A 24,350-nucleotide genomic window follows, 5' to 3' on the forward strand; every position below is an offset into this window, starting at 1 on the left:
CCGAGTGCACGACGGGATGATTCGGGTGCGCGACCGGCTCGACACGCGGTCCCGTGTCACCGCGATCTGCGAGCCCGCGGGCAAGCGCACCAAGGCGCTGCCGCCGGGCGGCATCGGCATCCTGACCGGCCTGGACCATCCGCGTGTTGGTGACCGGATCGGCGGCGACGGCGCCCGCCAGGTCACCGCGCTTCGCCCGTCCACGCTGGAAACTGTTGTCGACAGTGCGGATCCGGCGCAGCGCGGTCAGCTGTTGGCAGCGTTGGCGACGTTGGCCGACCAGGATCCGCTCATCAACCTGCGCCAGGACGATGCCCGGGGCGAGGTCCGGCTCTCGCTGCACGGAGAGGTGCAACGACAGGTGATCGCGGCACGACTCGCCGACGAATTCGGGGTCCGTGCCACCTTCCGGCCGCTCTCGGTCGTTTGCATCGAACGAGTCACCGGGACCGGTGCGGCACACGAGCTCATCGCAACCCCGCCGAATCCCTACCTGGCGACGGTGGGGCTGCGGATCGGTCCCGGTTCGATCGGCAGCGGTGTCGTCTTCGAACTCGACGTCGAGGCGGGTTCGATGCCACCGGCGTTCTTCACCGCCGTACGGTCGTCGGTCGACGACACGCTGCGGCAGGGGATCGACGGCTGGCAGGTGACCGATTGTGTTGTCACCATGACACATTCGGGGTATTGGGCACGCCAGTCCCACTCGCACGGCACGTTCGACAAGTCGATGTCGAGCACCGCGGGAGACTTCCGGTTGCTGACCCGGGCGGTGCTGATGCGGGCTCTGCGCAGGGCCGGGACAGCGGTCTGCGAACCGGTCGACGCGTTCACACTGGACCTGTTGCCGGAGCAGGTCCCGCTGCTGCTCGGCGAGCTGGCACGGTCTGAGACCGACGTGACCCGCACCGAGGTCGACGACCGTGACGCACGCATCGAGGGCGTCATACCGACGCGGCTGGTCGACTCCGTGCAGCGGCGCCTGCCCGACCTGACCAGCGGTGAGGGCGTGTGGGAGAGCCGGTTGGACCACCACCGGGTCGTGCGCGGCACGCCTCCGCGGTCACCGCGGGTGGGCGTCGATCCCGGCGACTGGGCCGCATATGTGAAGGCGAATCCGCGATGAGATCCCACGCCTGCCGACCCTTGTCCGGTGGGTGCGCGAGGATGGCAGGCACCCCATCCGCACTGCGACAGGACAGTCCCCGTGATCGACCGGCTCCAGCGCATCATCAAGGACATCGACAATCTCGACGTCTCGATCTTCGACGGCATCGCCGCCACTCGGAGTCCGGTGCTCGACGCCGTCATGCCGCGCCTCACCAATGCGGCCGACCACTCCGTGCTGTGGTTCGGCGTCGCGGGCGCGTTGGGCGTGAGCCGTGACCGACGCGCCAAACGTGCTGCGCTGCGTGGTGTCGTCTCGATCGCGGCGACCAGCCTGATCGCGAATCAGGTTGCCAAGCGGACCAATCGGCGCCCCCGGCCGTCCATCGGTTCAGTTCCGGCGGCGCGCTTGTCGCGTCGTCTGCCGACGTCGGCCAGTTTCCCGAGCGGTCACGCGGCCAGTGCGGCCGCGTTCGCGACCGCGGTCGGCCTGGAGATGCCGACGCTGTCGGTGCCGTTGCGCGCCCTGGCCGGCCTCGTCGGCTTCTCGAGGATCTCCACCGGAGCGCACTATCCGTCGGACGTTGCGGTCGGCTGGCTGCTCGGGACAGCGGTCGCCGGACTCGGCGGCCGGATCGTGCCGCCCGCGGAGCCACCGTCCGCCATACGCCGCCCTGACGCCATACAACTGGAGGCGAAGCCGACCGGTGCGGGCGTCGTACTGGTGGTCAACCCCGCGTCGCACAGCGGCGAGGGCAAACGCGTGCTGGACAAGGTCCGTGCCGAACTGCCCGACGTAGAGGTCGTCGAGTTGGAGGAGCATGCCGACGTCGAGGCCGTGATGCACGAATCCGCCTCTCGCGCGCAGGTTCTCGGGGTCGCCGGTGGGGACGGGACCGTTCGCTCGGCGGCTGCTGCCGCGCGGGACGCAGACGTGCCACTGGCGGTCTTCCCGGCGGGCACGTTCAATCACTTCGCGAAGGACGCCTGGACCTACCCGTTGCGTGCCGCGATCTCCGCGGTCAAGGCGGGCACCGCCGCCAAGGTCGACCTCGCCTATCTCAACGACGAACTCTTCCTCAACACCGCCAGCATCGGTGCCTACACCGACTTCGTCGCGATCCGCGAGCGGAACGAGAAGCGCATCGGCAAACCACTGGCCGCCCTGTATGCCGGAGCCCGAACGCTGTTGCGTTCGAAGCCGATCACCATCCGCGTCGACGACCGCACCACCGAGGTCGACCTGCTCTTCCTGGGCAACGGGGAGTACCAGCCGCACGGCTTCGCACCGAGCTTCCGCGAGCGCATGGATGACGGTCTGCTCGATCTGCGCACCCTAGACGCATCCGGGCTGGCGGCGACGATGATCATCCTCGCCGGCCTGCTGACCGGTCAGCTCGGCCGGCATGGGCGCTATCACGAGATCCACGCGCCATCCTTGACGATCGAGGTGCTGCGGGACGGTCCGGTGCGGATCGCGCGTGACGGCGAGCTCGGCGAGGAGGCGGACGTGCTGGACCTCCGCGTCGACCGACGGGCGTTGACGGTGTACCGGCACGACGGCGCCTACTGAGCAGCTCCAGGACGCCATGGCCCTGTGCTCCGTCGCGCACGTGGCGCACGATGGACTCCATGAGCATCGTTCAGGACACTCGGGCCGCCGTGGCGTTCAGTCGGGAGCTCTACCGCTCGAAACTGTCGACCGCCTACCACGGCAGAGTGCATCGCGACCCGTTCGCGCGGCTGCACCTCAGCGAGGGCCGTAACGATCCCTATGCGGTGTATGCCGAGTTGCGCCCGCGCGGGCCGCTGATCCCCACCCGGCTCGGCAACCTGGCGACCGTCGACCACGGCGTGACCCGGTCGGTGCTGACCAGCCGTACGTTCGGCGTCCGCCCGAACGGTGCGGCGCCCGCCACGGAGAGCACCTTCGACCTGTCGTTCCTGGATCGCAACGAGCCCGACCACAGCCGCCTGCGACGGGTCGCCGCTCCGGCGTTCAGCCCGCGGATGGTGCGCGAATACCGTTCCCGCATAGAGCAGCTCGTCTCGCAATTCATGGGAGATCTGCGCAAAGGCGAGGTCACCGACTTCGTGTCGGCGTTCGCGGCGCCGCTGCCGATCGCCGTCATCACCCGGATGTTCGGCATCGACGAGAACGCCGGCATCGACACCACCGCGTTCGCCCGGTACGGCGCAGCGCTCGGCGGCTCCCTGGACGGCATACATTCGCTGCGGCACGCGCGTGAACTCATGCAAGCGGCCGCAGCTCTCGGGAGCATGTTCGAGCGCCTCCTGGAACTTCGAGCGGCCGACCCGCAGGACGACCTGACCAGTGTGTTGGCGACCGAGCGTGGCGAGCAGGTGCGACCCGACGAACTCATGTCGATGTGCATACTGCTCCTGGTCGCAGGCTTCGAGACGACCGTCAACCTGCTCGGCAACGCCCTGCTCGCGCTGCAGGATCACCCCGATCAGTGGCAGTTGCTGACCGAGCATCCGGAACTGGCCGCGCAGGCGATCGAGGAGACGCTGCGCTGGAACCCTCCCGTGCAGCGCACCGAGCGAATCTCCTTCCAGGACCAGGAGATTGCTGGTGTGCGAGTCCGCAAGGATCAGTGGGTACTGCTGTTGCTCGGCGGCACCGGTCGTGACCCGGAGGTGTTCACCGATCCGGATCGCTTCGACATCACCCGGTCGCACGGCTCCGAACATCTGGCGTTCTCGAGCGGGATCCACTACTGCCTGGGTGCACCCCTGGCCCGACTCGAGGCGACGATCGCGCTGGAACAGCTGGCGATTCGCCTACCCGACATTCGCCGGGCCGGTCCGGTCACCATGCGACGCACGACGCTGATCCGCGGGCCGCTGCATCTGCCGATACGAGCGAGTTGAGTGGGCCGTGTCCGGACCGCGGTCTCGATACACCTCCTCCGCTGCGCTCCCCCGGCACTCGACCAACGTGTCCGCTGCGCTCCCCCGGCACTCGACCAGCATGTCCGCTGCGCTCCCCCGCCACTCGACCAGCGAGGTACTGGGTCTCGACCAACGTGTCAGCGGACGCCCAGGACGATCGAGTTGCCCGAATCCTTCGCCAACTGGGTGTCGTTGGTGGTGATGAGCACCGATGCTCCGTTGTCGGCCGCACGACGCAACTCCGCCAGCACGATCGCCCGGTTCTCGGCGTCCAACGCGGCGGTGGGCTCATCGGCGACGATCACCCCGGGCACGTCGGCGAGCGCCCGGGCGACGGCGACCCGCTGACGTTGGCCGCCGGAGATCTCGTCGACCAGGTGGTCGCCGATCGCGTCGATACCGAGGCGCTGCAACGCATCTGCGGTGCGCTCAGCTGCACGCGCATGATCCACCCCGCGGGCGATCATCGGCAGCAGGATGTTCTCCTCGACCGTCAAGGACTCGCACAATCCGTAGTCCTGCGTCACCACGGCGCACTGTCCGGTCGGCTCGATCTCGACGTCTCCGGACGTCGGGAACAACTCGCCACGGCATACGTCGACGAGCGCCGACTTCCCGCTGCCGGCGTGCCCGGTGACCACCAGCACCTCACCATCATCGACATGCAGGCTGAGCCGGTCGAAGATGACTGTCCCGTCAGTTGATTCGGCGGTCACTTCGCGGAGTCGGATCATGCCTGCTCACCACCTGTCGCCCGACGCACGACGAAGGTGTCGGCGTCCTCACCCGGTTGGATGGTCACCGGGGTACCCATCGGGAACCGGCCGAGCATGTCGTCCGGCAACGGGATGCTGCCGTCGTCCCGCACCATCACATGCGTGCTGCCGTCTCGGGCGTCCATCCGAATGCGGCCGTCACGGATGGTGATGACCCGCGCGTGCAGCGCGGTGGCCACGTCCAGGTCATGTGTCACCGCGATGACGGTCGTGCCGAGTTCCTCGTTCGCCCGGAGTATGGCGTCCGTGACCGCACGCACCTCCGCACCGGCGAGACTGCTGGTCGGCTCGTCGGCGAGCAGCACCTTCGGCTTGGTGACGATGGTCGCCGCGATCGCGGTGAGTTGCCTCGCAGCAGCCGAAAGCGACTGCACCGACTGCGGTCTCAGCTCCGGCGCGAGTCCGACGATGTCCAATGCTTCATCGGGGTCGATGCCGGATCGCAGCTCGTCCGGCCAGCCGAGCTCGACGTTCTGGCGCGCCGACAGGTAGGGCAGGAGGTTCCGGGAGACGTCCTGCAGCAGCACCGCGAAATCGGCCCCGCGTGCCTGATCGAGTCGGCCCGGGTTCTTCGCGCTGAGCTCGTGGCCGGCCAGCCGGACCCGGCCCGCGCTCGGCGTCATCAGACCGGCAAGCACGGTGAGCAGGGTCGACTTTCCGGCGCCGGACGGTCCGACGAGCGCGACGATCTCACCCGGTTGCACCGACAGGTTCACCCCGGACAGCGCAGCGACGTCCTGGCCTTCGAGGCTGTAGATCTGCACCAGACCCTCGACGCTGACGATGGGTCCGGCTTCTTCCGTGATCCTCATGCTGCCCTCCCCCGGCCGGCGGCCCGCGCGAGCCGCACCCCGAACGCGGCACCGACGACGACCAGCAGCACGATCAGCGCGCCGGCTGCCGACAGACCGACCCGCCATACGAAACCTGTCTGGGTGACCGGCTGAGCCGGCTCGGTCGACCACCACAACATCGTGGGGCCGGTCAGCCAGGCGGCCAGCGGTGCCGTCAACGCACCGATCACGCTGCCCACCAACGCCAGCAGCACGAACTCACTCACCGTCGCACGACGCAGCACTGCAGGCGGGACGCCGCCGGTCCGCAGGGCGCGCAGGTCGCGCTCCCGATTGCGCCGGGACGCCACCGCCACCAGCACCACGCTCGTGAGAGCCGCGAGCAGCGCCAGCAGCGACACGACGATGCTGAGGTTCATCGCCCAGGCAGTGGCCGTCGCGCCATACCCGGCACGCACCGTGTCGGTGGTCTCCACCTCGGTCGACGCGAAGCCCACCCTCCGGAGGGTCTTGTCGAGCTCGGCCAGGCGCTTCGGGTCCTGTGTCGCGGAGAACACCTGGTAGGTCACGTTGTCCTGCCGCTCACCGACCCGGAGCATCGACCGGAGGTCGACGACGATCGTCCGTTCGTCCGCACCCGGGATGTATGGCGCGCTGCCGACGACCCGGAAGTCACCATCGACATCCGCCATGGTCGGCGCCGAATCCAACGACCCCACAGCGGTTTTCGTCGTCCACGTGGCGACCAGTGCTTTGGGGGTCCCGGCGAACCCACTGGGTGTCCGCAAAGCCGCCCACGGCACCGGCTCACGCAACCCGGTGCGGGCACCAATACGCTCCATCTCGGACGGAATGACGCCGAGGATCGCGTTGCTGAGCGGTGTCGATGCGTTGATCTCGACCGCCGGCGTGAACTCCCGATGGTGCGGGTCGACCGAGCTCACCGCCTTGATCAGGTCCTGGCCGCTCAGCGTCGCGGGGCCTTGCGTGACGTGGACCAGCGCCGCCGCACCGAGATCGGCGGCGGTCCGGGCGTCCCGGTTGTCGGCTCCCCGCGCGAACACGCTGACGCTGAGCGTCAGGAGCGCGGAGGTGATGATCAGCGTGGTCACCGCCGTCACGACTCCTGCACGGCGGCCGAGCTGGGCGACGGCCAGCGCGCCGGCCGGTCGACGCCGTGAGAGCAGGCGACCCACCAGCCAGCCGGCCACTGGTGCCAGGACCGTTCCGACGACTATCGCGACGAAGCCGGCCAGCAGGACCGGGGTGACCTGCACCGGGGCACCGGTCAGACTCTTCGTCGCGGTCAGCACGACACCGACGAGGCACAACGCGCCGAGCACTGCCGCCGGCATCGACAGCCGCAGACCGCGATGCCGCGAGGGACGCGACCGCAACAGCGTGCTGATCGGCTCGCGCACCATCACCCACCAGCAGAGGAACCACACTGCCGCGACGACGACCGCAGCCGCCAGGGCGAGCACGAGAGACGTCCAATTCCAGGCAATCCCAACGCCTCCCGGCAGCCAGAGGTGTCGGACGAGGCCGTCCACGACATACGCCAGGAGCAGTCCACCCACGACTCCGAGAACGGCCGAGGGCAGGAATTCCTCGGCACCCAGTCGGATCACGCCGGCGGTCCCGTTGCCGCGCATCTTCAACACCGCGGCCTCACCCCGCCGGACGGTTGCGAAGTATGACGTCACCTGCACCAGCAAGATGAGCAGGACGACACCGAGTTGCACCAGCAGGAAGGGCAGGATCTGACCGACCTGCTTGAGGTCGACGCGGGTCTCGTCGTAGACCGAGGACAGCGACTCCGTCACGTCACCGTTGTCCGCCAGATGCCGTTGGGTGGCCGCCAACCCCAGGCGAGCAGCGGACAAGGTCGCCGGCGTCAGTGTGTCGGTGTCGACCGGATAGGAGACGGAGTGCGAGATTCCGTTCCAACTCACCGAATCCGGAGCATCCCGGTCCGGCGGCTGCGGCGCCGTCGGCACATCGCCGGCGAAGGTGGCGTCGGTCGTCAGCCAGTACTCCGACGGCCCGGGGATCCCCGGCGGCTGCGGTGGCGTGATGAAGGCGCCCACGGCGGCGCCGCCCCAGAAGCGATCCGCGACAGGCGCGCGGAAGATGCCGACGAGCCGCATCGTCTTGCGTGGATTGTGGGTCGAGGGAACACCGGTGTAGGAACCGACGACGGGAAGTCGAGCGCCGACCTTCAGTTTCGACGAATCCCCAGCGGCGACAGCGGTGCTGGAGATCATCACCTCATTGCGTGCGCGAGGGCAGCGACCGGCCACGATCCGTACGTGCGCGCACTGATCGTGCGTGGACTGGATGCGCACGAGGACACCGGCGGTCGCCGAACTCGCCGTGACCGCGGTCGATTCCGTCGGCGATCCGGTCACCGCCGTCACGCGCGGGTCGACACGCTCCTTCAGCAGCGGGATCGCGGTGACCCTCTCCCCACTGGACTCCAGCACCACCTGCTTCCCCACCACACCCTGTTGGTCGGTGTGGAACTTGACCAGCGCATCACTGAACGACCTGGTCAACAGCGGGTCGACCGCAGCCGTCCCCACGAGAAGGCACACCGTGACCGCGAAGAGAACGGCGTGCCCGAACCGATGGCGGCGGGCGATCGTTGCCAGCCGCGTCATACCGTCCTACCCACTGAAAGCCCTTCCACCCCGCCGCCGTTGCGATCGCAACGGCGTCACATCCCCTTCGGCACGCTATCGATGCGGGTCGGCGCGGGGTGGCTTCCGCCGGCCAATCCGACCCGAATCGTTACCTCCGACGATTACTTGACTCAGTCCAGACAATGCGTAGGCTGGGGAACATGCCGGACTTCGAAACCACGCTGCGCGAAGCGGGGTTGCGCGTGACGCGCCCGCGGATCGCGGTCCTCGACGCCGTGCGTGACAACCCGCACGCCGACTCGGCGCTGCTGGCCGAGACGGTGCACAACGCGTTGCCGAGCGTGTCGCGACAGGCGATCTTCGACTGCCTCAACACCTTCACCGAGACGGGTCTGGTGCGCCGCATCCGTCCGTCCGGCTCTCCGGCGCGCTACGAGCTGCGCCGCGGCGACAACCATCACCATCTGGTCTGCCGATCGTGCGGCACGGTCGTCGACGTCGACTGCGCAGTCGGCTCGGCGCCTTGCCTCGAGCCATCGGACAACCACGGCTTCATCGTTGATGAGGCCGAGGTCATTTACTGGGGCTTCTGTCCCGATTGCACTGTGTCACAACACGATTCACTCGCGAGCGCGCAGAGCGCCGCAACGAAAGGATGACATGAGCACCACAGAAGAGCAGCCTCTCGCCGAGATCGACGATTCCGGCAGCGAAGGCAAGTGCCCGGTCATGCATGACCTGGTGCGCCCCACCTCGGGTCAGGCCAACCAGCAGTGGTGGCCGCAGCGTCTCAACCTGAAGATCCTCGCCAAGAACCCCGCTGTCGCGAACCCGATCGGTGACGACTTCGACTACGCCACGGCGTTCGAAGCACTCGACCTGGCCGCGGTGAAGTCGGACATCGAGCAGATCATCACCACCTCGCAGGACTGGTGGCCGGCCGACTTCGGCAACTACGGCCCGTTCATGATCCGGATGGCGTGGCACAGCGCCGGCACCTACCGCGTCCAGGACGGTCGCGGTGGCGGCGGCACCGGTCAGCAGCGGTTCGCGCCGCTGAGCTCCTGGCCCGACAACGTCCTGCTGGACCGCGCCCGCCGGCTGCTCTGGCCGGTCAAGAAGAAGTACGGCAAGTCGCTGTCGTGGGCCGACCTGATGATCCTTGCGGGCAACGTCGCGCTCGAGAACATGGGCTTCAAGACCTTCGGTTTCGCCGGCGGACGTGTCGACGCGTGGGAGCCGGACGACGACGTCTACTGGGGCTCGGAGATCGAGTGGCTCGCCGACGACAAGCGTTACACCGGTGAGCGTGACCTCGAGAACCCGCTGGCCGCGGTGCAGATGGGCCTCATCTACGTCAACCCGGAGGGCCCGGAGGGCAACGGTGACCCGCTGAGCTCGGCACGCGACATCCGCGAGACGTTCGCCCGGATGGCGATGAACGACGAGGAGACCGTCGCCCTGATCGCCGGTGGTCACACCTTCGGCAAGACCCACGGCGCCGGCGATGCCGAGCAGGTCGGCCCCGAGCCGGAGGCTGCGCCATACGAGCAGAACGGCATCGGCTGGAAGTCGTCGTACAAGTCGGGCAAGGGCATCGACGCCATCGGCTCGGGTCTGGAGGTCACCTGGACCTACCACCCCACCCGCTGGGACAACGAGTTCTTCCACATCCTCTACGGCTACGAGTGGGAGCAGTTCGAGTCGCCCGCCGGTGCCAAGCAGTGGCGTCCGGTCAAGGGCGGCGGCGCCGACATGGTGCCCGAGTCGCAGGGTGACGGCAAGCGCGAGCCGCGCATGCTGACGTCCGACTTGGCGCTGCGTTTCGACCCGGCGTACGACAAGATCTCGCGTCGTTTCCTGGACGACCCGGACTACTTCGCCGACGCCTTCGCGCGTGCGTGGTTCAAGCTGACCCACCGCGACATGGGCCCGGTCAGCCGCTACCACGGCACCGAGGTCCCGAGCGAGGAACTGCTCTGGCAGGACCCGATCCCGGCGACCGAGGCACCGAGCGCCGACGCCATCGCCGCGGCGAAGCAGCAGATCGCCGACGCCGGCTTCTCGGTGTCGGAGCTGGTCAAGACCGCCTGGGCGGCCGCCGGCTCGTTCCGTGGCTCAGACAAGCGAGGTGGCGCGAATGGTGCACGCCTGCGTCTCGAGCCGCAGAAGAGCTGGACGGTCAACGACCCGGCCGTGACCGGTCCGGTCGTCGCGAAACTGGAGCAGATCGCTGCTGCCACAGGCGTTTCCGTGGCCGACGCGATCGTGCTGGCCGGCAACGTCGGCGTCGAGCAGGCGGCGAAGGCCGCCGGGCACGACGTCCAGGTGCCGTTCACCCCGGGCCGCGGTGACGCGACGCAGGAGCAGACCGACGTCGACTCGGTGAACTACCTCGAGCCGCGCATCGACCCGTTCCGCAACTACACCGACTTCGAGCCGAAGGCACCGTTGGAGCACCACCTGGTGGATCGCGCCAACCTGCTGAACCTCTCGGCGCCGGAGACGACGGTGCTGATCGGTGGACTGCGCGTGCTCGGGGCCAACACCGGCGACAACAAGGCCGGCGTGTTCACCGACCGCGAGGGCCAGTTGACGAACGACTTCTTCGTCAATCTGCTCGACCTCACCACCGAATGGAAGCCGGGCGACACGCAGGGCACCTACGTCGGCACCGGCCCGGACGGCCAGACCTGGACCGGCACCCGCGCGGACCTGGCGTTCAGCGCCAACTCCGAGCTGCGTGCCGTCGCCGAGGTCTACGCCTCCGACGACGCCGCCGAGAAGTTCGTGACCGACTTCGTCGCCGCGTGGGCGAAGGTCATGGACAACGACCGCTTCGACGTGCAGCGGTGAGCTAGCACCCAGGTATGACGAGGGCCCCGGCGGACTTCCGCCGGGGCCTTCGTCATACCTGAACTGCCTACTGTCGTCAGTTACTCGGCCGCGCGCTGCGCCACGTCGTACTCGTGCTGCTTCTCCGCGGCGCGGAAGAACAGCACACCGCCGCCGAAGCCGATGAAGAAGGTGGCCAGCGTCTGACCGATCCACTGCGCGTCACCCTGGAAGAACTCGCACAGGATCACCAGCACGAGGACGACACCGGGCACGATCCACGACTGGACCTGCCAGCTGCGCGGCTTGACCACGAGCGAGGCCAGGATGCCGACGACGAAGCCGATCACCGGGCCGGTCAGCCACGTCGGCCCGGGCAGGGACGAGGTGTCGGGCTGGAAGATGAAGTCCAGGAAGAGCAGCACGATGAAAGCGCCGACCGTGATCACTGCCCAGAGCAGGCCCTCCTGCTTGGCGTTGAGGTCCGAGCCCGGGGCTGCCTTGACCGGTGAATCGAACTTTCCCATGGGTTGCACTCCTCGAAGGGGTCGACCGTACTGGCGGGTACTTACTGGGAAGTTACCGCAGATCCGGCTGTGATGTCAGTTACGCTCACGCCGCATGTGGCCCTACCGTTCCCGCGTCGGTCACCGGGCTGTCCTGCTGGCAACCGCTGGCGTGCTGCTCGCCGGGTGTTCGGCGGGCGGCGGCTCCTCAGCAGGCAATGACACGGGTGCGACCTCGACGACCACCGCGGTCGGGCGAACGTCGTCCGGCACGTCGTCCGGCACACCGGACGACACATCCGGCACGACCACGGGTGCGCCTGCGGGCCCGACGGACAGTGCCACGCACTCCGCTTCGAGCAGCCCGTCCCGCTCGAACGCCGCTCCGAAACCTGCTGGTTCGGTGACCGTCGCCGTCTCGGGCGACGAGATCCCGCACGCCGCCATACTCTCGACCGCACGTCGCGGATCCGGCTGGGACTTCGACCCGATGTTCGCGCAGGTGGCACCCACGATCCGCGGCGCCGACGTCGCGATCTGCCAACTGGAGACCCCGCTCGGCGCGTCGGGCGCGAACCTCAGCCACGGCTTCGTCATGGGCGCGCCGGCTGCGTTCGGCACCGGCCTGCGACGCGCCGGATTCGACGGCTGCAGCACCGCGAACAACCACACCTTCGACCAGCACCTCGCCGGAGTCCGCGACACCCGGCGCATCATGGCGCAGCTCGGGCTCCGGGCCGCGGGGCCGGGAGCCGATGCCACGCACCCCGGGCAGCCGGCGTTCTATCGCGCGAAAGGCTTCACGATCGCGCAGCTGTCCTACTCCTACACGCTCGACAACACGGTCGGGAACACCACGCACATCCCGCCGGAAGCGCCGTGGTCCGCGCGCAATCTGTATGACGTCATCGGCGTGTCCGGGATCGAGGCCGACGCGCGCGCCGCGCGTGCCCGTGGCGCGGATCTCGTTCTGGTGTCGATGCATTGGGGCGAGGAGCAGGATCAGAAGCCCACCGCCGACCAGCACCGTATGGCGCGCGAGCTGCTGTCGTCCGGTGCCGTCGACTACATCATCGGCAACCACCCGCACGTCGTCCAGCCGTGTCAGCGCATCCATGGGCGGATGGTCAACTACAGCCTCGGCAACGCGCTGTCCGACCAGACGCCCGGCATCGTCGCGTATGGCGGCCGGAAGTCCACCGACGCCGTTCAGGACGGTGTCATCGCGCTGGTCACCTTCCACCGCAACTCCGCCGGGAAAGTCACCTCTACCGAGCGCTTCCAGCCGACCCGCGTGGACCGCGCGAACGGCTACGTCATACGCCCGGTGTCGAAGGCGTCCGATCCTGCGTCGTGGCAACGTACTTCGTCGGTCATCCGGTCCGGCGGCGACAGTTGCGCGGCGACGCCGATCTCCTGAGCGTCATACCGACCAACAAACCGGTGTCGGATGTGCACCCGTCCGGCAGAGAATGCTCGCATGGAGATGCAATTGAGCATGGTCGTGCTCGAGGTCCGCGACGTCGCGAAGTCGGTCGAGTTCTACCGCACGCTGGGGGTGGCGATGCCGGACCCGCGCGACGACCGCCCGGTGTCGATCCTGCGGATGGCCAGCGGCGTCAGCCTGGTGCTCGTCGAAGGCTTCGCGGCGGCCAACGATCCCGGCTGGAGCAGACCGACCGGTGGCTATCAACAGATGCTGGAGTTCTTCGCCGGTGACGACGCCGAGGTCGACGCGATGTGGCAGAAGCTCACCGCTGCCGGCCATCACGGACGGATGGCACCGACGCAGACCCAGGGCCCGTATGCCGCCATGGTCGACGACCCGGACGGCAACGTCGTCCTGTTGACGTCGGACGAGGCTGCGCGAATCCGTAGTGAGGACAACGCATGACGCCGATCTCCGAAGCCGCCGCGCGCGCCGCACTGGACGAATTTCCGGGGATCTCGTGGCAGCCGTTCGGGCGGAACGACCTGCCGGCGATCGCCGAGTTCTACACCGAGTGCGAGACGTATGACGAGAACCCCGAGCGCACCTCGCTCGCCGACCTCGAGGAGTTCTGGGACTCACCACGCTCCGTACCCGACGAGGACACACTCGTCGGGCGCGACAGCGGTGGCCACGTGGTCGCCACTGCGTGGGCCGGGTGCAACCGGTCGATCACCGTACGCCGCGGGGTCCGGTTCGCCGGCGCCGTCCGACCGGACCGCCGCGGTGAGGGCATCGGCCGGGCGATCCTGCAGTGGGAGCTCGCGCACGGTCTCGCCTGGGACACTGCCACCCGCCGGGCGGGCTACGGTCCGCTCGTGATGCGGCTGTTCGTGCCGACCGAGCAGGCGGATGTCCGCGATCTCGCGACCCGGCACGACATGCCCACGGAGCGCTACTTCTTCGAGATGTCACGCCGTCTCGAGGATCGGGTCGAGGTCCCGTCGGTCGACGGCATCCGCCTTGCCGCGTGGGACGTCGCGCGCAGCGCCGAGGTGCACCGGGTGATGGACGAGGCGTTCCGGGAGCACTGGGGCCACGTCGACACGACCGACGAGATGTGGCAGGAGGGCATCGACTCGCACGGCTTCCGTCCTGCGTGGACCGTCCTCGCGATCGATGCCGCGTCCGACCGGGTGATCGGTGCGGCGATGAACTTCGCCTGGGAGCAGGACTGGGCACCACAGGGTTACACCGAGGGCTACACCGACCAACTGGGTGTGCTGAGCAGTCACCGGGGGCGCGGCATCGCGGCCGCACTGTTGGCCGAATCCATGCGCCGATTCCACGAATCCGGCATGCAGGCAGCCGGACTCGGTGTCGACGCGGCCAACGCGTCCGGTGCATTGCGGCTCTACGAGAAGGTCGGCTACCGGCGCGTCGCCAGCACGTGCGCGCACCAGTTCACTAGCGCGCCGGCCGACTGAGGTTCAGTCCGAGGGAAGCCCGGGTTCTGTCGGGTTCGCGACATACTTCGTGCCCCAGCTGCCGAGCCGGTCGGCGATCTCCGCGAGCGCCATACCGGCTTCGGTGAGCTCGTAGGTGACCCGTGGTGGCACCTCGGCATAGACCGTGCGTATGACGACCCCGTCCTCCTCCAGCGCACGCAACTGGCGAGTCAGGGTCTTGGCGGAGACCGAGCCGACCGCCCGCTGCAACTCGCCGAAACGCAGCGGCCCGGACGCGAGCGTGGACACCGCGGTCAGCTTCCAGTCGCCACCGGCAACCGCCACCCCTACCTCGATGGGGCAGACCTCCAGCGCGCGGCGCACCGAATCCCGCATGGTCAATTCCCCTCGTGTCCATTAGTGACATGAATGACCGTACTATCCAAATGCGCATCATGCACCTAGCGTTGTGATCATGCGAGCACTAGTGATCTCCGGGGCACCGTCCGCACAATCCCTGACCGACGACCTCAGCCGTACGGCGAGCGCCGAGCTGGGCGCGCGGGGCTACGACGTGGACGTGCTGAATCTCAATGGCCTGCACTGGGATCCGGTCGTTCGCCCCTGCGACTACGGCATCTGCGAGTTCGACGGGCCGGTGGGCGATCACGCGGTCGACGCCCGCACCGAAGGCGTGATCGACTCGGTCGTCGGGCAGCACCAGCGGCTCGTCGAACGAGCCGATCTGATCGTGCTGGTCTTCCCGCTGTGGTGGGCCGGCATGCCGGCGATCATGAAGGGCTGGTTCGATCGCGTCTTCACGCAAGGGTTCGCCTACGGACTGCATGACGCTGCAGGCAATTCGCGAAAGTATGGCGACGGAGCCTTCGCCGGCAAACGAGGCCTCGTCATCACCACCACCGGCGATCGGGCGTCGGCGTTCGACGAACGTGGCCTCAACGGCAACATCCACGATCTGCTCTTCCCGATAACCCACGGCATCTTCTGGTACACCGGGGTCGCACCGCTTGAATCGTTGGCCCTGCTCGGCATCGACACCCCGGACTGGCCCGGGATCGAGGACGCGCGGGAGCGGGTGCGCACGCGGATCGCCTCTCTGGAGCAGGAGCAGCCGATCCCCTACCGCCGGATGCTGGAGGACTACGACTCCGACCGGCGGCTGTGTGGGCAGCACGCGACGGGTCGGACCGATCTGGCGATCCACCTGCGGCCGGAGCGCGCGTCCTAGCCTCGGCTGGTCTCGATCACCTGTCTCGATACGCCTCTCCCGCTGCGCTCCCCCGGCACTCGACCAGCATCTGCACAGGCATGATGGGGCCATGGCACGTGACGTCACGAGTACCTATCGGCTGCAGCTGCATGCAGGGTTCACCTTCGCCGACGCCGCCACCCAGCTGGACTACCTGGCAGCCCTCGGGATCTCGCATCTCTACCTGTCGCCGATCCTGCAGGCCGCGCCCGGATCGATGCACGGGTATGACGTCGTCGACCACACCCAGATCAGCGAAGAGCTCGGCGGGCGTGCGGCGTTCGAGGAGCTCGTCACGGCCGCGCACAACCGCGGCCTCGGCATCGTGGTCGACGCCGTCCCGAATCACATGGCGATCCCGGCTCCCGAGTCACTCAATGCGCAGCTGTGGGAGCTGCTCCGGGACGGTCGCGACGCGAGTACGGCGGGCTGGTTCGACATCGATTGGAAGGCCGGTGGCGGCCGGGTCGGGCTGCCGTTCCTCGGCAAACCGTTGGACGAAGTGCTCGCCGACGGCGAGATCACCCTCGACCGGTCCGGAGACGAGCCGGTGCTGCGCTATTTCGATCACGCCTGGCCGCTTGCGCTCGGCACGGACAGCACCGACGATGTCGCGAAACTCCTTGACCGGCAGCACTATCGGCTCGCGCACTGGCGCGAGAAGGACACCGTCCTCAACTATCGGCGCTTCTTCGAGGTCGACACGCTCATCGCCATACGGGTGGAGGAGCCGGAGGTGTTCGACGCCACGCACGCCCTGCTCCTCGAGCTCAACGACGACGGCCTGATCGACGGATTCCGCATCGACCACCCGGACGGCCTGGCAGATCCCATCGGATACCTGAATCGCTTGCGGGACAAGACATCTCGCGGCACACCCGTCTGGGTGGAGAAGATCCTCGAGCCCGAGGAGTCGCTGCCGCGAACGTGGAAGTGCTCCGGCACGACGGGGTATGACGCACTGCGCGTCATACAGTCCGCGCTGGCGGACGCGGATTCGGCGCCGACGCTGCAGTCGACGTGGGCCGCGACCGGCGGTGACCCGGATTACGCGCATGCGGTCGAGGTCGCCAAGCGCCAGGTCATTGCCCGCTCGTTGCAGCCCGAGGTCGAGCGGCTGACCCGCCGCGCGCGGGAGGTCCTGCCCGAGCTGCCGGCCGAGGGTTTGCGAGCCGCGATCATCGAATTGCTCGTCGCCAGTGAGGTTTACCGCGTCTACGTCCGCCCGGGAAGGAAGCCGACCGACGCGGAGACGGAGCAACTGCGTGCCGCATACGACCGTGCCCTGGAGGCACGTCCCGACCTGCAGGACGAGCTGGACGCGCTGCTGCCGCTCGCGCTGCTCACCGACGAACGCGCCTCCGCGATCGACTTCGGGGTCCGGCTGCAGCAGACCTGGGGGCCGGTGATGGCCAAGGGGATCGAGGACACCACCTTCTACCGGTGGGGCGAGTTCGTCGCCATGAACGAGGTCGGTAGTGACCCCCACCGCGTCGCCGACTCGGCACCCGAGGAGTTCCACAACTGGGCGAAGGAACACCGCGGAACGCGATCGGGCACGATGACGACGCTCTCCACCCACGACACCAAACGCAGCGAGGACGTGCGCGCCCGACTCCTCGCTGTCGGCGGGGATCCGAAGGCATGGCAAGCAATTTCGGATGCGACGCGCAAGGAGGCCAAGCGACTCCGAGTCGACGGACGCACCGGACACTTCGTCTGGCAGACCCTGCTCGGCACCGGGTCGATGTCCGACGAACGCCTCACGGCATACCTGCAGAAGGCGCTGCGCGAAGCCGCCCTGCAGACCTCGTGGCTCGACGTCGATGCCGACTACGAGCAACGGGTCATCGAGTTCGCGCGCAGCGTGTCCGCCGGCGGTCCGGTGCGCGATGCGATTGATGCCGCAATCACCGCCAACAGCAAGGCGATTCGCGCGATCACGCTCGGTGCGAAGCTGCTGCAGTTGACCATGCCCGGCATACCGGACACCTACCAGGGCACTGAGTTGGTCGACCTCTCACTGGTCGATCCGGACAACAGACGGCCCGTCGATTTCGAGCGTCGCGCCGACCTGCTCACCGCGGAAGACGGGACAGGACTGGACGCCGAGAAGCTGCACGTCGTCGACATCGCGCTGCACGCACGACGCGAGCACCCACGAGTGTTCGGCGACGAATCGTCATACCTGCCGGTCGAATCCGGCTCCGAGCACCTCGTTGGCTTCAGTCGCTCCGTCGCGCCCAGCCGCCTGTCCGGCGTGGTCGGTCGCACGGGCCGCGAGTCGTTCGTGACGCTCGCGACCAGAGCCCCGTCGCGGCTGCATCGATCGCGCGGCTGGGGTGACGCAACCGTCGAGCTGCCCGGAGGCGAATGGCGCGACCACATCGCCGACACCACCGTCACGAGCGACGGCGCCCTTCGCGTCTCGGCGTTGCTCGAGGACTGGCCCGTGGCGCTGCTGGAGAAGCTGTCATGACCGACGGCCGACACTCCTTCGCGGTGTGGGCACCGAACGCCCGCGACCGGGTCGACCTCGTCGTGGGCGATCGGGCGATGGCGATGCAGCGGGACGGCGACTGGTGGCGAGTCGGAGCTGCTGCCGCACCGGGCGACCGCTATGCGTTCCGCATCGACGGTGGCGACGAACGCCCGGACCCGCGCTCGCTCGCCCAGCCCGACGGACCACACGGCCGATCCGCAGTGGTCGATCTGGCGGCCCACGACTGGCAGGACCGCAACTGGGTCGGCCACGGGCTGGACGGCTCGGTCATCTACGAGCTGCACATCGGCACCTTCACGTCCGACGGCACTTTCGACTCGGCCGTCGAGAAGCTGGATCACCTTGTCGCGCTGGGCATTTCGCTCGTCGAGGTGATGCCGGTCGCCGCCTTCCCCGGAGATCGGGGATGGGGCTACGACGGGGTGGCGCCATACGCCGTGCACGAGGTGTATGGCGGCGCCGCTGCATGTCAGCGGTTCGTCGACGCGTGCCACCAGCGCGGGCTCGGCGTCCTGCTCGACGTCGTCTACAACCATCTCGGGCCGAGCGGGAACTACCTGGCGGAGTTCGCGCCGTACTTCACCGATCACTATGCGACGCCGTGGGGCAGCGCCGTCAATCTCGATGGTCCGGGCAGTGACGAGGTACGTCGCTACTTCCTCGACAATGCGCGAATGTGGTTGCGGGACTTCCATTTCGACGGCTTGCGACTCGACGCGGTGCACGAGCTGCACGACGGGCGCGCGGTGCACTTCCTGGAGGAGCTGGCACAGGAGGTCGACGCGTTGTCCGAGGAGCTGGGCCGGCCGCTGACGTTGATCGCCGAATCGGATAGGAACGACCCGCGCACGGTCGTTCCCCGCGACGACTCCGGTGCCGGGCTGGGTCTCACCGGACAGTGGTCGGACGACATACATCACGCTCTGCACGTTGCCCTGACTGGCGAAACACAGGGCTATTACGCAGATTTCGCTGATCCTGCCGCGCTGCGCAAGGTGCTGCGCACGCCGTTCTTCCACGACGGCACCTGGTCCAGCTTCCGCGGCCGACACCATGGGCGGCCGGTCGACCTCCGCCGCACTCCCCCGTGGCGCTTTGTCGCGTCGCTGCAGACGCACGATCAGGTCGGCAACCGCGCGACCGGCGACCGGTTGTCGCAGCTGATCGGCCCCGGGCGTCTCGCCGGAGCGGCGGCACTGCTGCTCACCAGCCCCTACACGCCGATGCTCTTCATGGGTGAGGAATGGGGAGCGTCGACCCCGTGGCAGTACTTCACCGACCACCAGGAGCCGGAGCTGGCCAAGGCGGTCTCCGAGGGTCGCGCACGTGAGTTCTCCGCACACGGCTGGTCTGCGAATGTGCCTGATCCGCAGGCGGTTTCGACGTTCGCTGACTCCACGCTCGACTGGGCGGAATCGACCGAGGGCGATCATGCGAAGCTGCTCGACTGGTATGCCGCACTGCTCCGGTTGCGCCGCGAGGTCCCGGCGTTCACCTCCGCCGCCGCGCCACACGTCTTCCGGAACGGCACCACGATCCGGGTGCACCGCGGCGACCACGTCATACTGCTCAACCTTGGTTCGTACGACGCGGCGATGCCCGGCCAGATCGTGCTGGCGTTCGGTGACGTCCGAGGCGGCGGCAATGAACCGGTCACCATCGGCTCCGAGTCGGTGGCGATCCTGAAGACGAGCCGGTGAGCACCCCTCGCCTGTTGGTGCTGCACCACTCGCCGACCCCGCGATTGCGGTCGCTGCTCGACGCGGTGCTGACCGGCGCGAGACACGAAGATCTGCCACCGGTCGACATACACGTCGTCGACGCGCTGTCGGTGACGATCGACGACTTCCTGACGGCGGACGGTTATCTGCTCGGAACGCCCGCGAACTTCGGCTACATGTCGGGCGCGATGAAGCACGCCTTCGACTCGACGTATGACGACACCCGGGGCAAGGTGTCGCGCCGGCCGTTCTCGTTCTGGATCCACGGGCGCTCGGACACGACCGGCGCGCGACGGTCCCTGGAATCGATCACCTCCGGCCTGGAGTGGCGACTCGCAGCCGAACCGGTCGAGATCCTGCGCGTCGAGTCCGACGACCAGCGCGCGGCGCTCACCGAGCTCGGCGGCACCCTCGCCGCACTCGTCGCGGAGACCCGCTGACCCGCCGACCCACCCGTGGATCCACCCACCCACCACCTTCCCGAATGACGGCTTCCTCGGCGACTGACGGTCGTATGGCGCCGTCACTCGCCGAGGAAGCCGTCATTCGGCATCGTTGGGCGGGCCGGAAGGTGGCAGGCCGGGCGAAAATCGGGTGACGGGTGTCGGTGCCTCGTGGTCGACTGAACGACGTGTCCGAACGCCGCACCCGAGCCGCGAAAGCGGTCCGACAGCTGATCCCGCCGACTCCGTTGTCGCGGCGCCTGTCGCTGCAATCGCTGCTGTTCGCGACCGGTGAAGGCACCTTCCTGACCGGTAGCGCCGTCTTCTTCACCCAGGTAGTCGGGCTCTCCGCGGCGCAGGTCGGCCTCGGCCTCACCATCGCGGGCGTCGTGTCCTTCCTGGTCGCCTACCCGGCCGGCCGACTCGTCGACGTGCTCGGCCCGAAGCGGATGTGGTCGGCGGGCGCGCTGCTGGGTGCGCTGATGTTCGGGCTGTGGCCGTTCATCGGTGGATTCTCGTCATACCTGCTGATGGTCGTGCTCTTCGAGATCGTCGGCAACGCGGGTGGAGCCGGGCGGGGCGCCTACATCCTCGACGTCATGCCCGAGGCAGAGCGGGTCGAGACGCAGGCCTACATGTACTCCTCACTCAACGTCGGCTTCACCCTCGGCGCGATCATCGGCGGTGTCGCGCTGGCCTTCGACAACCTGACCGTCATGCGCTGGCTGCCGATGCTGGCGCTCGCGATCGGCCTGGTCAACGCCTATTGGATCGGCCGGCTGCCCAAGGCGAGCCACGACCTGCGCGTCGCGCAGCGCGACCGCAAGCGCGCACCGGAGACGATCCCCGGCAAGGGACCGTTGCACAACGTCGGGTGGATGGTGCTGAGTCTCTTCTCGGGCACCATGTTCACCAACCAGGTGCTGCTCAACGTCGTCATCCCGCTGTGGCTCGTCGAGGAGACCGACTCCCCGCACTGGCTGCTGGCCTGGTTGTTCGGCACCAACACGGTGTTGTGCATCTTCCTGCCGGCATACACCTCGCGCGGAGTGCGCACGGTCGATCACGCGATCCGCGCGGTATGGGTGTCGAGCGGGTTCTTCGTGGTCTCCTGCCTGATCACCATGGCCACGCACAGCACAACCGGCCTGCTCACGATCTTCCTGGTCTGGCTCGGCCACGTCGCCGTCACGGGCGCCGAGCTGGCCAACTCCGCCGGCAACTTCGCCTTCGGTGCGCTGCTGATGGACCCCCGTCGCCGTGGCGAATACGGCGGCATTGCAGAGGTTTTCGGCACTCTCGGCGGGCGGTGGGCTCCTGCCGCCTTCACCTTCCTGGCGCTGAGCTGGAGTGGCCCGGGCTGGCTGGTCATCGCAGCCATCGTGGTCGTGGCGGCGATCGGCACGGGCCCGGCCGCGCACGCCGCCGAACGCTTCATGGCGCGCGAGGTGCCGACGCCGACCCCGCTCGTGGTCACACCGACCGACGTCGCGCTCGGGGACTGACCGCGCACCAGTGCCGCGCGGTCGGTCGTGGCACAGATGCGCGAAGATGGCTGGCGTGAATCCTTCCGCTGCCATCGCGACCGTGCTGCTGGACGAGCTCATCCGTCAGGGTGTGCGCGAGATCGTCCTGGCTCCCGGCTCACGCTCCGCACCGCTGGCGTATGCCGCGGAGGCGGCCGAGCGTGCCGGGCGGTTGCGCCTGCACGTGCGCGTCGACGAGCGGTCCGCGGCATACCTCGCGCTGGGCTTGGCCAAGGCATCCCGGATGCCGGTGCCGGTCATCACGACGAGCGGCACCGCGGTCGCGAACCTCTACCCGGCCGTGCTCGAGGCGGCGCACGGCTATGTCCCGATGATTCTGCTGACCGCGGACCGACCGCAGGAGCTACGCGGCACCGGCGCGAACCAGACCACCGACCAGGTGAAGATCTTCGCCGGGTCGACCCGGTGGTTCCACGAATTCGGCACGCCCGAGCGGCGATCCGGACAGCAGGCGATCTGGCGGTCGGTGATCGGCCGGGCGGTCGCGGAGTCCCGCGGCTACCCCTCCGGCGATCCCGGACCGGTGCATTTGAACGTTCCGCTGCGCGATCCACTGGTGCCGGATCAGCTCGACGACACCGACGACGACTGGCCGGAGAGTCTCACCGGCCGCCCGCACGGCGAGGCCTGGCTCAGCCTGCGGCAACCCGATTCGCACGGTCGCAGCAGCGCCGTGTCGGGATCCGGCATCGCGCCGGTGCCGCGCACGTTGGTGCTGCTGGGCGACCTGCCCGCTCCGCATCACTCCTCCGAGTTGGCCGAGCTCGCGGACGCGGCCGGCTGGCCGATCATGGCTGAGCCGTTCGGCGCCTACCGGCGCGGCAGGGTCACGCCCAACGGACCGCTGTTGCTGCGCGCCCATGAGTGGGTCGATGCGCACCTGCCGGAGCGAGTGCTCATCGGCGGTCGGGTCACCCTCGACCGCGAGGTCGCCCGCCTGCTGAGCAACCCGGCGGTCACCGTCGAGGCCGTCACCCCGCTGACATCCTGGGCCGATCCGGGGCACGTGGTGCGCCGGGTGCACGACTGGGACGACATCGAGCGCAGCCACCAGGCCGTCGCCTCGTGCGTCGATCGTGCGTGGGCGTCGCAGTGGCGGACCGCCGGACAGATCGTGGCCGCCACGGCGGCGCCGTTGATCGAGGCCGGCTGGCCGAGCGGCCCGGCCGTCGCGCGCACCGTGGTGCACAACCTGCCGGCCGACGCCGGGCTGTATGTCGGGTCGTCCAACACCGCCCGTGACCTCGACCTCGCCCGTGACCCTCGGGAGATCACCCACGGCGTCGTGGCGGTCGGCAACCGCGGACTCGCCGGCATCGACGGAGTCATCTCGTCGGCGATCGGCTTCGCACTGGCGCGCGCGCCGCATCCCGCAGTGGCACTGGTCGGCGACCTGACGTTCCTGCACGACACCAACGCGCTGCTGATCGGGCCGCACGAGGCACGGCCGGACCTGACGATCGTGGTGATGAACGACAACGGCGGCGGCATCTTCGGCACCCTCGAGCCCGGCCGCGACTCGCTGTCCCGGCCCTACGAGCGAATCTTCGCCACTCCGACCGACACCAACATCAGCGAGCTGTGCGCCGCGCACGGCATCGAGCACGAGTATGTGGGAGAGGCCGACGTGCTCGCGGAGCGGATCGCTAACCCTGGCAAGGGAATTCGCGTGTGCGAGGTGCGCATCTCGCGCGCCGGCCAGCGGGAGTTCCGTGCCGAGCTCGCCACTGCCGCGGCTGCTGCACTCGCTCCGAAGCCGACCGAATAGCCGAGGCGGTTCGCAGACGCTGAAGGCGATGTCGTTGTGCTGAATAGGCTTGTGCCGTGCCTTTTCCCGATGAGACTTCCCCCACTGGTGTCCACGTTCATGAATACCAGGACCGCTGGGCGGACGAGGCGAGCAACCTCCGCGCTCAGCTCCGCGACCTCGTCCCGGATGCTGTCGCAGTGGAGCACATCGGATCCACGTCGATTGCCGGCATGAGCGCCAAGGACTGCCTCGACATGATGATCGTCGTCGCCGACCTCGACGCGACGTCGGCGGCGACCAGTCTTCCGGATTCGGGCTATCGCCGTCGTCCCGAACCGTGGAACCAACAGGAGCCGGCCGCGGACGGTGAGATGTGGCCCAAATTCGTCTTCGCCCCGCCGGTGGGTGGTCGTTCGGTCAACATACACGTGCGGCTCGCCCACGCGCCAACGACGCGGCGCGCATTACTGTTTCGCGACTTCCTCCGGGCAAACCCTGCGCAGTCGCACAACTGGGCACGGTTCAAGATCGCCGCTGCCGCCGCAGCGAACGACTTGTTCGAGTACGGCGCGATCAAGGATCCGGCGTGGCTGCTTCTGATGGAGCTCGCTGAGCACTGGGCCGCGAGGGCCGGGTGGGCGCCGGCCTGGATCTGAGCGC

At 68.4% G+C, this 24,350-nt stretch carries 20 protein-coding genes; 15 read left to right on the plus strand and 5 right to left on the minus strand.

Annotated features, from left to right (window positions below; genetic code table 11):
* Nucleotides 1-16 precede the first annotated feature (16 nt).
* From ACZ50J_RS18725 to ACZ50J_RS18735, 3 genes are all read left to right on the plus strand, one after another.
* Nucleotides 17-1,126, plus strand: a complete 1,110-nt coding sequence (locus tag ACZ50J_RS18725) for a hypothetical protein (RefSeq protein ID WP_464301371.1) — start codon at nt 17-19, stop codon at nt 1,124-1,126.
* Nucleotides 1,127-1,207: 81 nt separating this feature from the next.
* Nucleotides 1,208-2,680, plus strand: coding sequence for a bifunctional phosphatase PAP2/diacylglycerol kinase family protein (locus ACZ50J_RS18730; RefSeq protein ID WP_464298667.1), 1,473 nt, complete (start codon nt 1,208-1,210; stop codon nt 2,678-2,680).
* A 59-nt stretch (nt 2,681-2,739) separates the two neighbouring features.
* Nucleotides 2,740-4,002, plus strand: coding sequence for a cytochrome P450 (locus ACZ50J_RS18735; protein ID WP_464298668.1), 1,263 nt, complete (start codon nt 2,740-2,742; stop codon nt 4,000-4,002).
* A gap of 158 nt (nt 4,003-4,160) precedes the next feature.
* Here the strand turns inward: ACZ50J_RS18735 and ACZ50J_RS18740 are convergent, their stop codons facing one another.
* From ACZ50J_RS18740 to ACZ50J_RS18750, 3 genes are read right to left on the minus strand one after another with little or no spacing between them, the layout of a single operon-like run.
* Nucleotides 4,161-4,757: an ABC transporter ATP-binding protein gene (locus ACZ50J_RS18740; RefSeq protein WP_464298669.1), complete on the minus strand. Its 597-nt coding sequence runs from the start codon at nt 4,755-4,757 to the stop codon at nt 4,161-4,163.
* Complete coding sequence (locus ACZ50J_RS18745) at nt 4,754-5,611, minus strand: ABC transporter ATP-binding protein (RefSeq protein WP_464298670.1); 858 nt, start codon at nt 5,609-5,611, stop codon at nt 4,754-4,756. Before ACZ50J_RS18745 ends, ACZ50J_RS18740 begins: the two co-directional genes overlap by 4 nt.
* Nucleotides 5,608-8,256, minus strand: coding sequence for an FtsX-like permease family protein (locus ACZ50J_RS18750; protein WP_464298671.1), 2,649 nt, complete (start codon nt 8,254-8,256; stop codon nt 5,608-5,610). Before ACZ50J_RS18750 ends, ACZ50J_RS18745 begins: the two co-directional genes overlap by 4 nt.
* A gap of 182 nt (nt 8,257-8,438) precedes the next feature.
* On the opposite strand from ACZ50J_RS18750, the gene ACZ50J_RS18755 reads away from it, so the two are divergent.
* Together ACZ50J_RS18755 and katG are read left to right on the plus strand one after the other, a co-directional pair.
* On the plus strand, nt 8,439-8,897 hold the full coding sequence (locus tag ACZ50J_RS18755; RefSeq protein WP_464298672.1) for a Fur family transcriptional regulator: 459 nt from the start codon (nt 8,439-8,441) through the stop codon (nt 8,895-8,897).
* 1 nt (nt 8,898) lies between these two features.
* Nucleotides 8,899-11,094: a catalase/peroxidase HPI gene (gene katG / locus ACZ50J_RS18760; RefSeq protein ID WP_464298673.1), complete on the plus strand. Its 2,196-nt coding sequence runs from the start codon at nt 8,899-8,901 to the stop codon at nt 11,092-11,094.
* 80 nt (nt 11,095-11,174) lie between these two features.
* Here katG and ACZ50J_RS18765 read toward each other — a convergent pair whose 3' ends face one another.
* The gene (locus ACZ50J_RS18765) at nt 11,175-11,600 is read right to left on the minus strand and encodes a hypothetical protein (protein WP_464298674.1); all 426 of its coding nucleotides are present in this window, start codon (nt 11,598-11,600) and stop codon (nt 11,175-11,177) included.
* 94 nt (nt 11,601-11,694) lie between these two features.
* Between ACZ50J_RS18765 and ACZ50J_RS18770 the strand changes: the two genes are divergently transcribed.
* The 3 genes from ACZ50J_RS18770 to ACZ50J_RS18780 are packed head-to-tail and all read left to right on the plus strand — an operon-like array spanning nt 11,695 to nt 14,495.
* Nucleotides 11,695-12,999 (plus strand): CapA family protein, encoded by a 1,305-nt coding sequence (locus tag ACZ50J_RS18770; RefSeq protein ID WP_464298675.1) that lies wholly within the window; start codon nt 11,695-11,697, stop codon nt 12,997-12,999.
* 60 nt (nt 13,000-13,059) lie between these two features.
* Nucleotides 13,060-13,473, plus strand: coding sequence for a VOC family protein (locus ACZ50J_RS18775; RefSeq protein ID WP_464298676.1), 414 nt, complete (start codon nt 13,060-13,062; stop codon nt 13,471-13,473).
* Nucleotides 13,470-14,495, plus strand: coding sequence for a GNAT family N-acetyltransferase (locus ACZ50J_RS18780; protein WP_464298677.1), 1,026 nt, complete (start codon nt 13,470-13,472; stop codon nt 14,493-14,495). Before ACZ50J_RS18775 ends, ACZ50J_RS18780 begins: the two co-directional genes overlap by 4 nt.
* Nucleotides 14,496-14,498: 3 nt before the next feature.
* Here the strand turns inward: ACZ50J_RS18780 and ACZ50J_RS18785 are convergent, their stop codons facing one another.
* Nucleotides 14,499-14,852, minus strand: coding sequence for a winged helix-turn-helix transcriptional regulator (locus tag ACZ50J_RS18785; RefSeq protein ID WP_464298678.1), 354 nt, complete (start codon nt 14,850-14,852; stop codon nt 14,499-14,501).
* A gap of 79 nt (nt 14,853-14,931) precedes the next feature.
* Here ACZ50J_RS18785 and ACZ50J_RS18790 point away from each other — a divergent pair, with 79 nt between their 5' ends.
* From ACZ50J_RS18790 to ACZ50J_RS18820, 7 genes are all read left to right on the plus strand, one after another.
* Nucleotides 14,932-15,705 (plus strand): NAD(P)H-dependent oxidoreductase, encoded by a 774-nt coding sequence (locus tag ACZ50J_RS18790; protein ID WP_464298679.1) that lies wholly within the window; start codon nt 14,932-14,934, stop codon nt 15,703-15,705.
* A 91-nt stretch (nt 15,706-15,796) separates the two neighbouring features.
* Nucleotides 15,797-18,205 (plus strand): malto-oligosyltrehalose synthase, encoded by a 2,409-nt coding sequence (gene treY, locus ACZ50J_RS18795; protein WP_464298680.1) that lies wholly within the window; start codon nt 15,797-15,799, stop codon nt 18,203-18,205.
* Nucleotides 18,202-19,929, plus strand: coding sequence for a malto-oligosyltrehalose trehalohydrolase (treZ, locus tag ACZ50J_RS18800; RefSeq protein ID WP_464298681.1), 1,728 nt, complete (start codon nt 18,202-18,204; stop codon nt 19,927-19,929). Before treY ends, treZ begins: the two co-directional genes overlap by 4 nt.
* Nucleotides 19,926-20,390: a flavodoxin family protein gene (locus ACZ50J_RS18805; protein ID WP_464298682.1), complete on the plus strand. Its 465-nt coding sequence runs from the start codon at nt 19,926-19,928 to the stop codon at nt 20,388-20,390. Before treZ ends, ACZ50J_RS18805 begins: the two co-directional genes overlap by 4 nt.
* A 191-nt stretch (nt 20,391-20,581) precedes the next feature.
* Nucleotides 20,582-21,898, plus strand: coding sequence for an MFS transporter (locus tag ACZ50J_RS18810; RefSeq protein WP_464298683.1), 1,317 nt, complete (start codon nt 20,582-20,584; stop codon nt 21,896-21,898).
* Between the two features lie 46 nt (nt 21,899-21,944).
* Entirely contained in the window at nt 21,945-23,708 is a 1,764-nt protein-coding gene (gene menD, locus ACZ50J_RS18815; protein ID WP_464298684.1) for a 2-succinyl-5-enolpyruvyl-6-hydroxy-3-cyclohexene-1-carboxylic-acid synthase, read from the plus strand.
* Nucleotides 23,709-23,764: 56 nt separating this feature from the next.
* Nucleotides 23,765-24,346 (plus strand): GrpB family protein, encoded by a 582-nt coding sequence (locus ACZ50J_RS18820; RefSeq protein WP_464298685.1) that lies wholly within the window; start codon nt 23,765-23,767, stop codon nt 24,344-24,346.
* The last annotated feature ends 4 nt before the right edge of the window (nt 24,347-24,350 follow it).

Source organism: Flexivirga sp. G2, assembly GCF_055397625.1.

Coding starts and splice junctions, on each gene's coding strand:
- ACZ50J_RS18770 (WP_464298675.1), top strand. CDS start 11,695: ATGTGGCCCTACCGTTCCCGCGTCGGTCACCGGGCTGTCCTGCTGGCA.
- treY (WP_464298680.1), top strand. CDS start 15,797: ATGGCACGTGACGTCACGAGTACCTATCGGCTGCAGCTGCATGCAGGG.
- ACZ50J_RS18740 (WP_464298669.1), bottom strand. CDS start 4,757: ATGATCCGACTCCGCGAAGTGACCGCCGAATCAACTGACGGGACAGTC.
- ACZ50J_RS18735 (WP_464298668.1), top strand. CDS start 2,740: ATGAGCATCGTTCAGGACACTCGGGCCGCCGTGGCGTTCAGTCGGGAG.
- ACZ50J_RS18750 (WP_464298671.1), bottom strand. CDS start 8,256: ATGACGCGGCTGGCAACGATCGCCCGCCGCCATCGGTTCGGGCACGCC.
- treZ (WP_464298681.1), top strand. CDS start 18,202: ATGACCGACGGCCGACACTCCTTCGCGGTGTGGGCACCGAACGCCCGC.
- menD (WP_464298684.1), top strand. CDS start 21,945: ATGGCTGGCGTGAATCCTTCCGCTGCCATCGCGACCGTGCTGCTGGAC.
- ACZ50J_RS18755 (WP_464298672.1), top strand. CDS start 8,439: ATGCCGGACTTCGAAACCACGCTGCGCGAAGCGGGGTTGCGCGTGACG.
- ACZ50J_RS18785 (WP_464298678.1), bottom strand. CDS start 14,852: ATGCGGGATTCGGTGCGCCGCGCGCTGGAGGTCTGCCCCATCGAGGTA.
- ACZ50J_RS18780 (WP_464298677.1), top strand. CDS start 13,470: ATGACGCCGATCTCCGAAGCCGCCGCGCGCGCCGCACTGGACGAATTT.
- ACZ50J_RS18775 (WP_464298676.1), top strand. CDS start 13,060: ATGGAGATGCAATTGAGCATGGTCGTGCTCGAGGTCCGCGACGTCGCG.
- ACZ50J_RS18790 (WP_464298679.1), top strand. CDS start 14,932: ATGCGAGCACTAGTGATCTCCGGGGCACCGTCCGCACAATCCCTGACC.
- ACZ50J_RS18745 (WP_464298670.1), bottom strand. CDS start 5,611: ATGAGGATCACGGAAGAAGCCGGACCCATCGTCAGCGTCGAGGGTCTG.
- katG (WP_464298673.1), top strand. CDS start 8,899: ATGAGCACCACAGAAGAGCAGCCTCTCGCCGAGATCGACGATTCCGGC.
- ACZ50J_RS18765 (WP_464298674.1), bottom strand. CDS start 11,600: ATGGGAAAGTTCGATTCACCGGTCAAGGCAGCCCCGGGCTCGGACCTC.
- ACZ50J_RS18725 (WP_464301371.1), top strand. CDS start 17: ATGATTCGGGTGCGCGACCGGCTCGACACGCGGTCCCGTGTCACCGCG.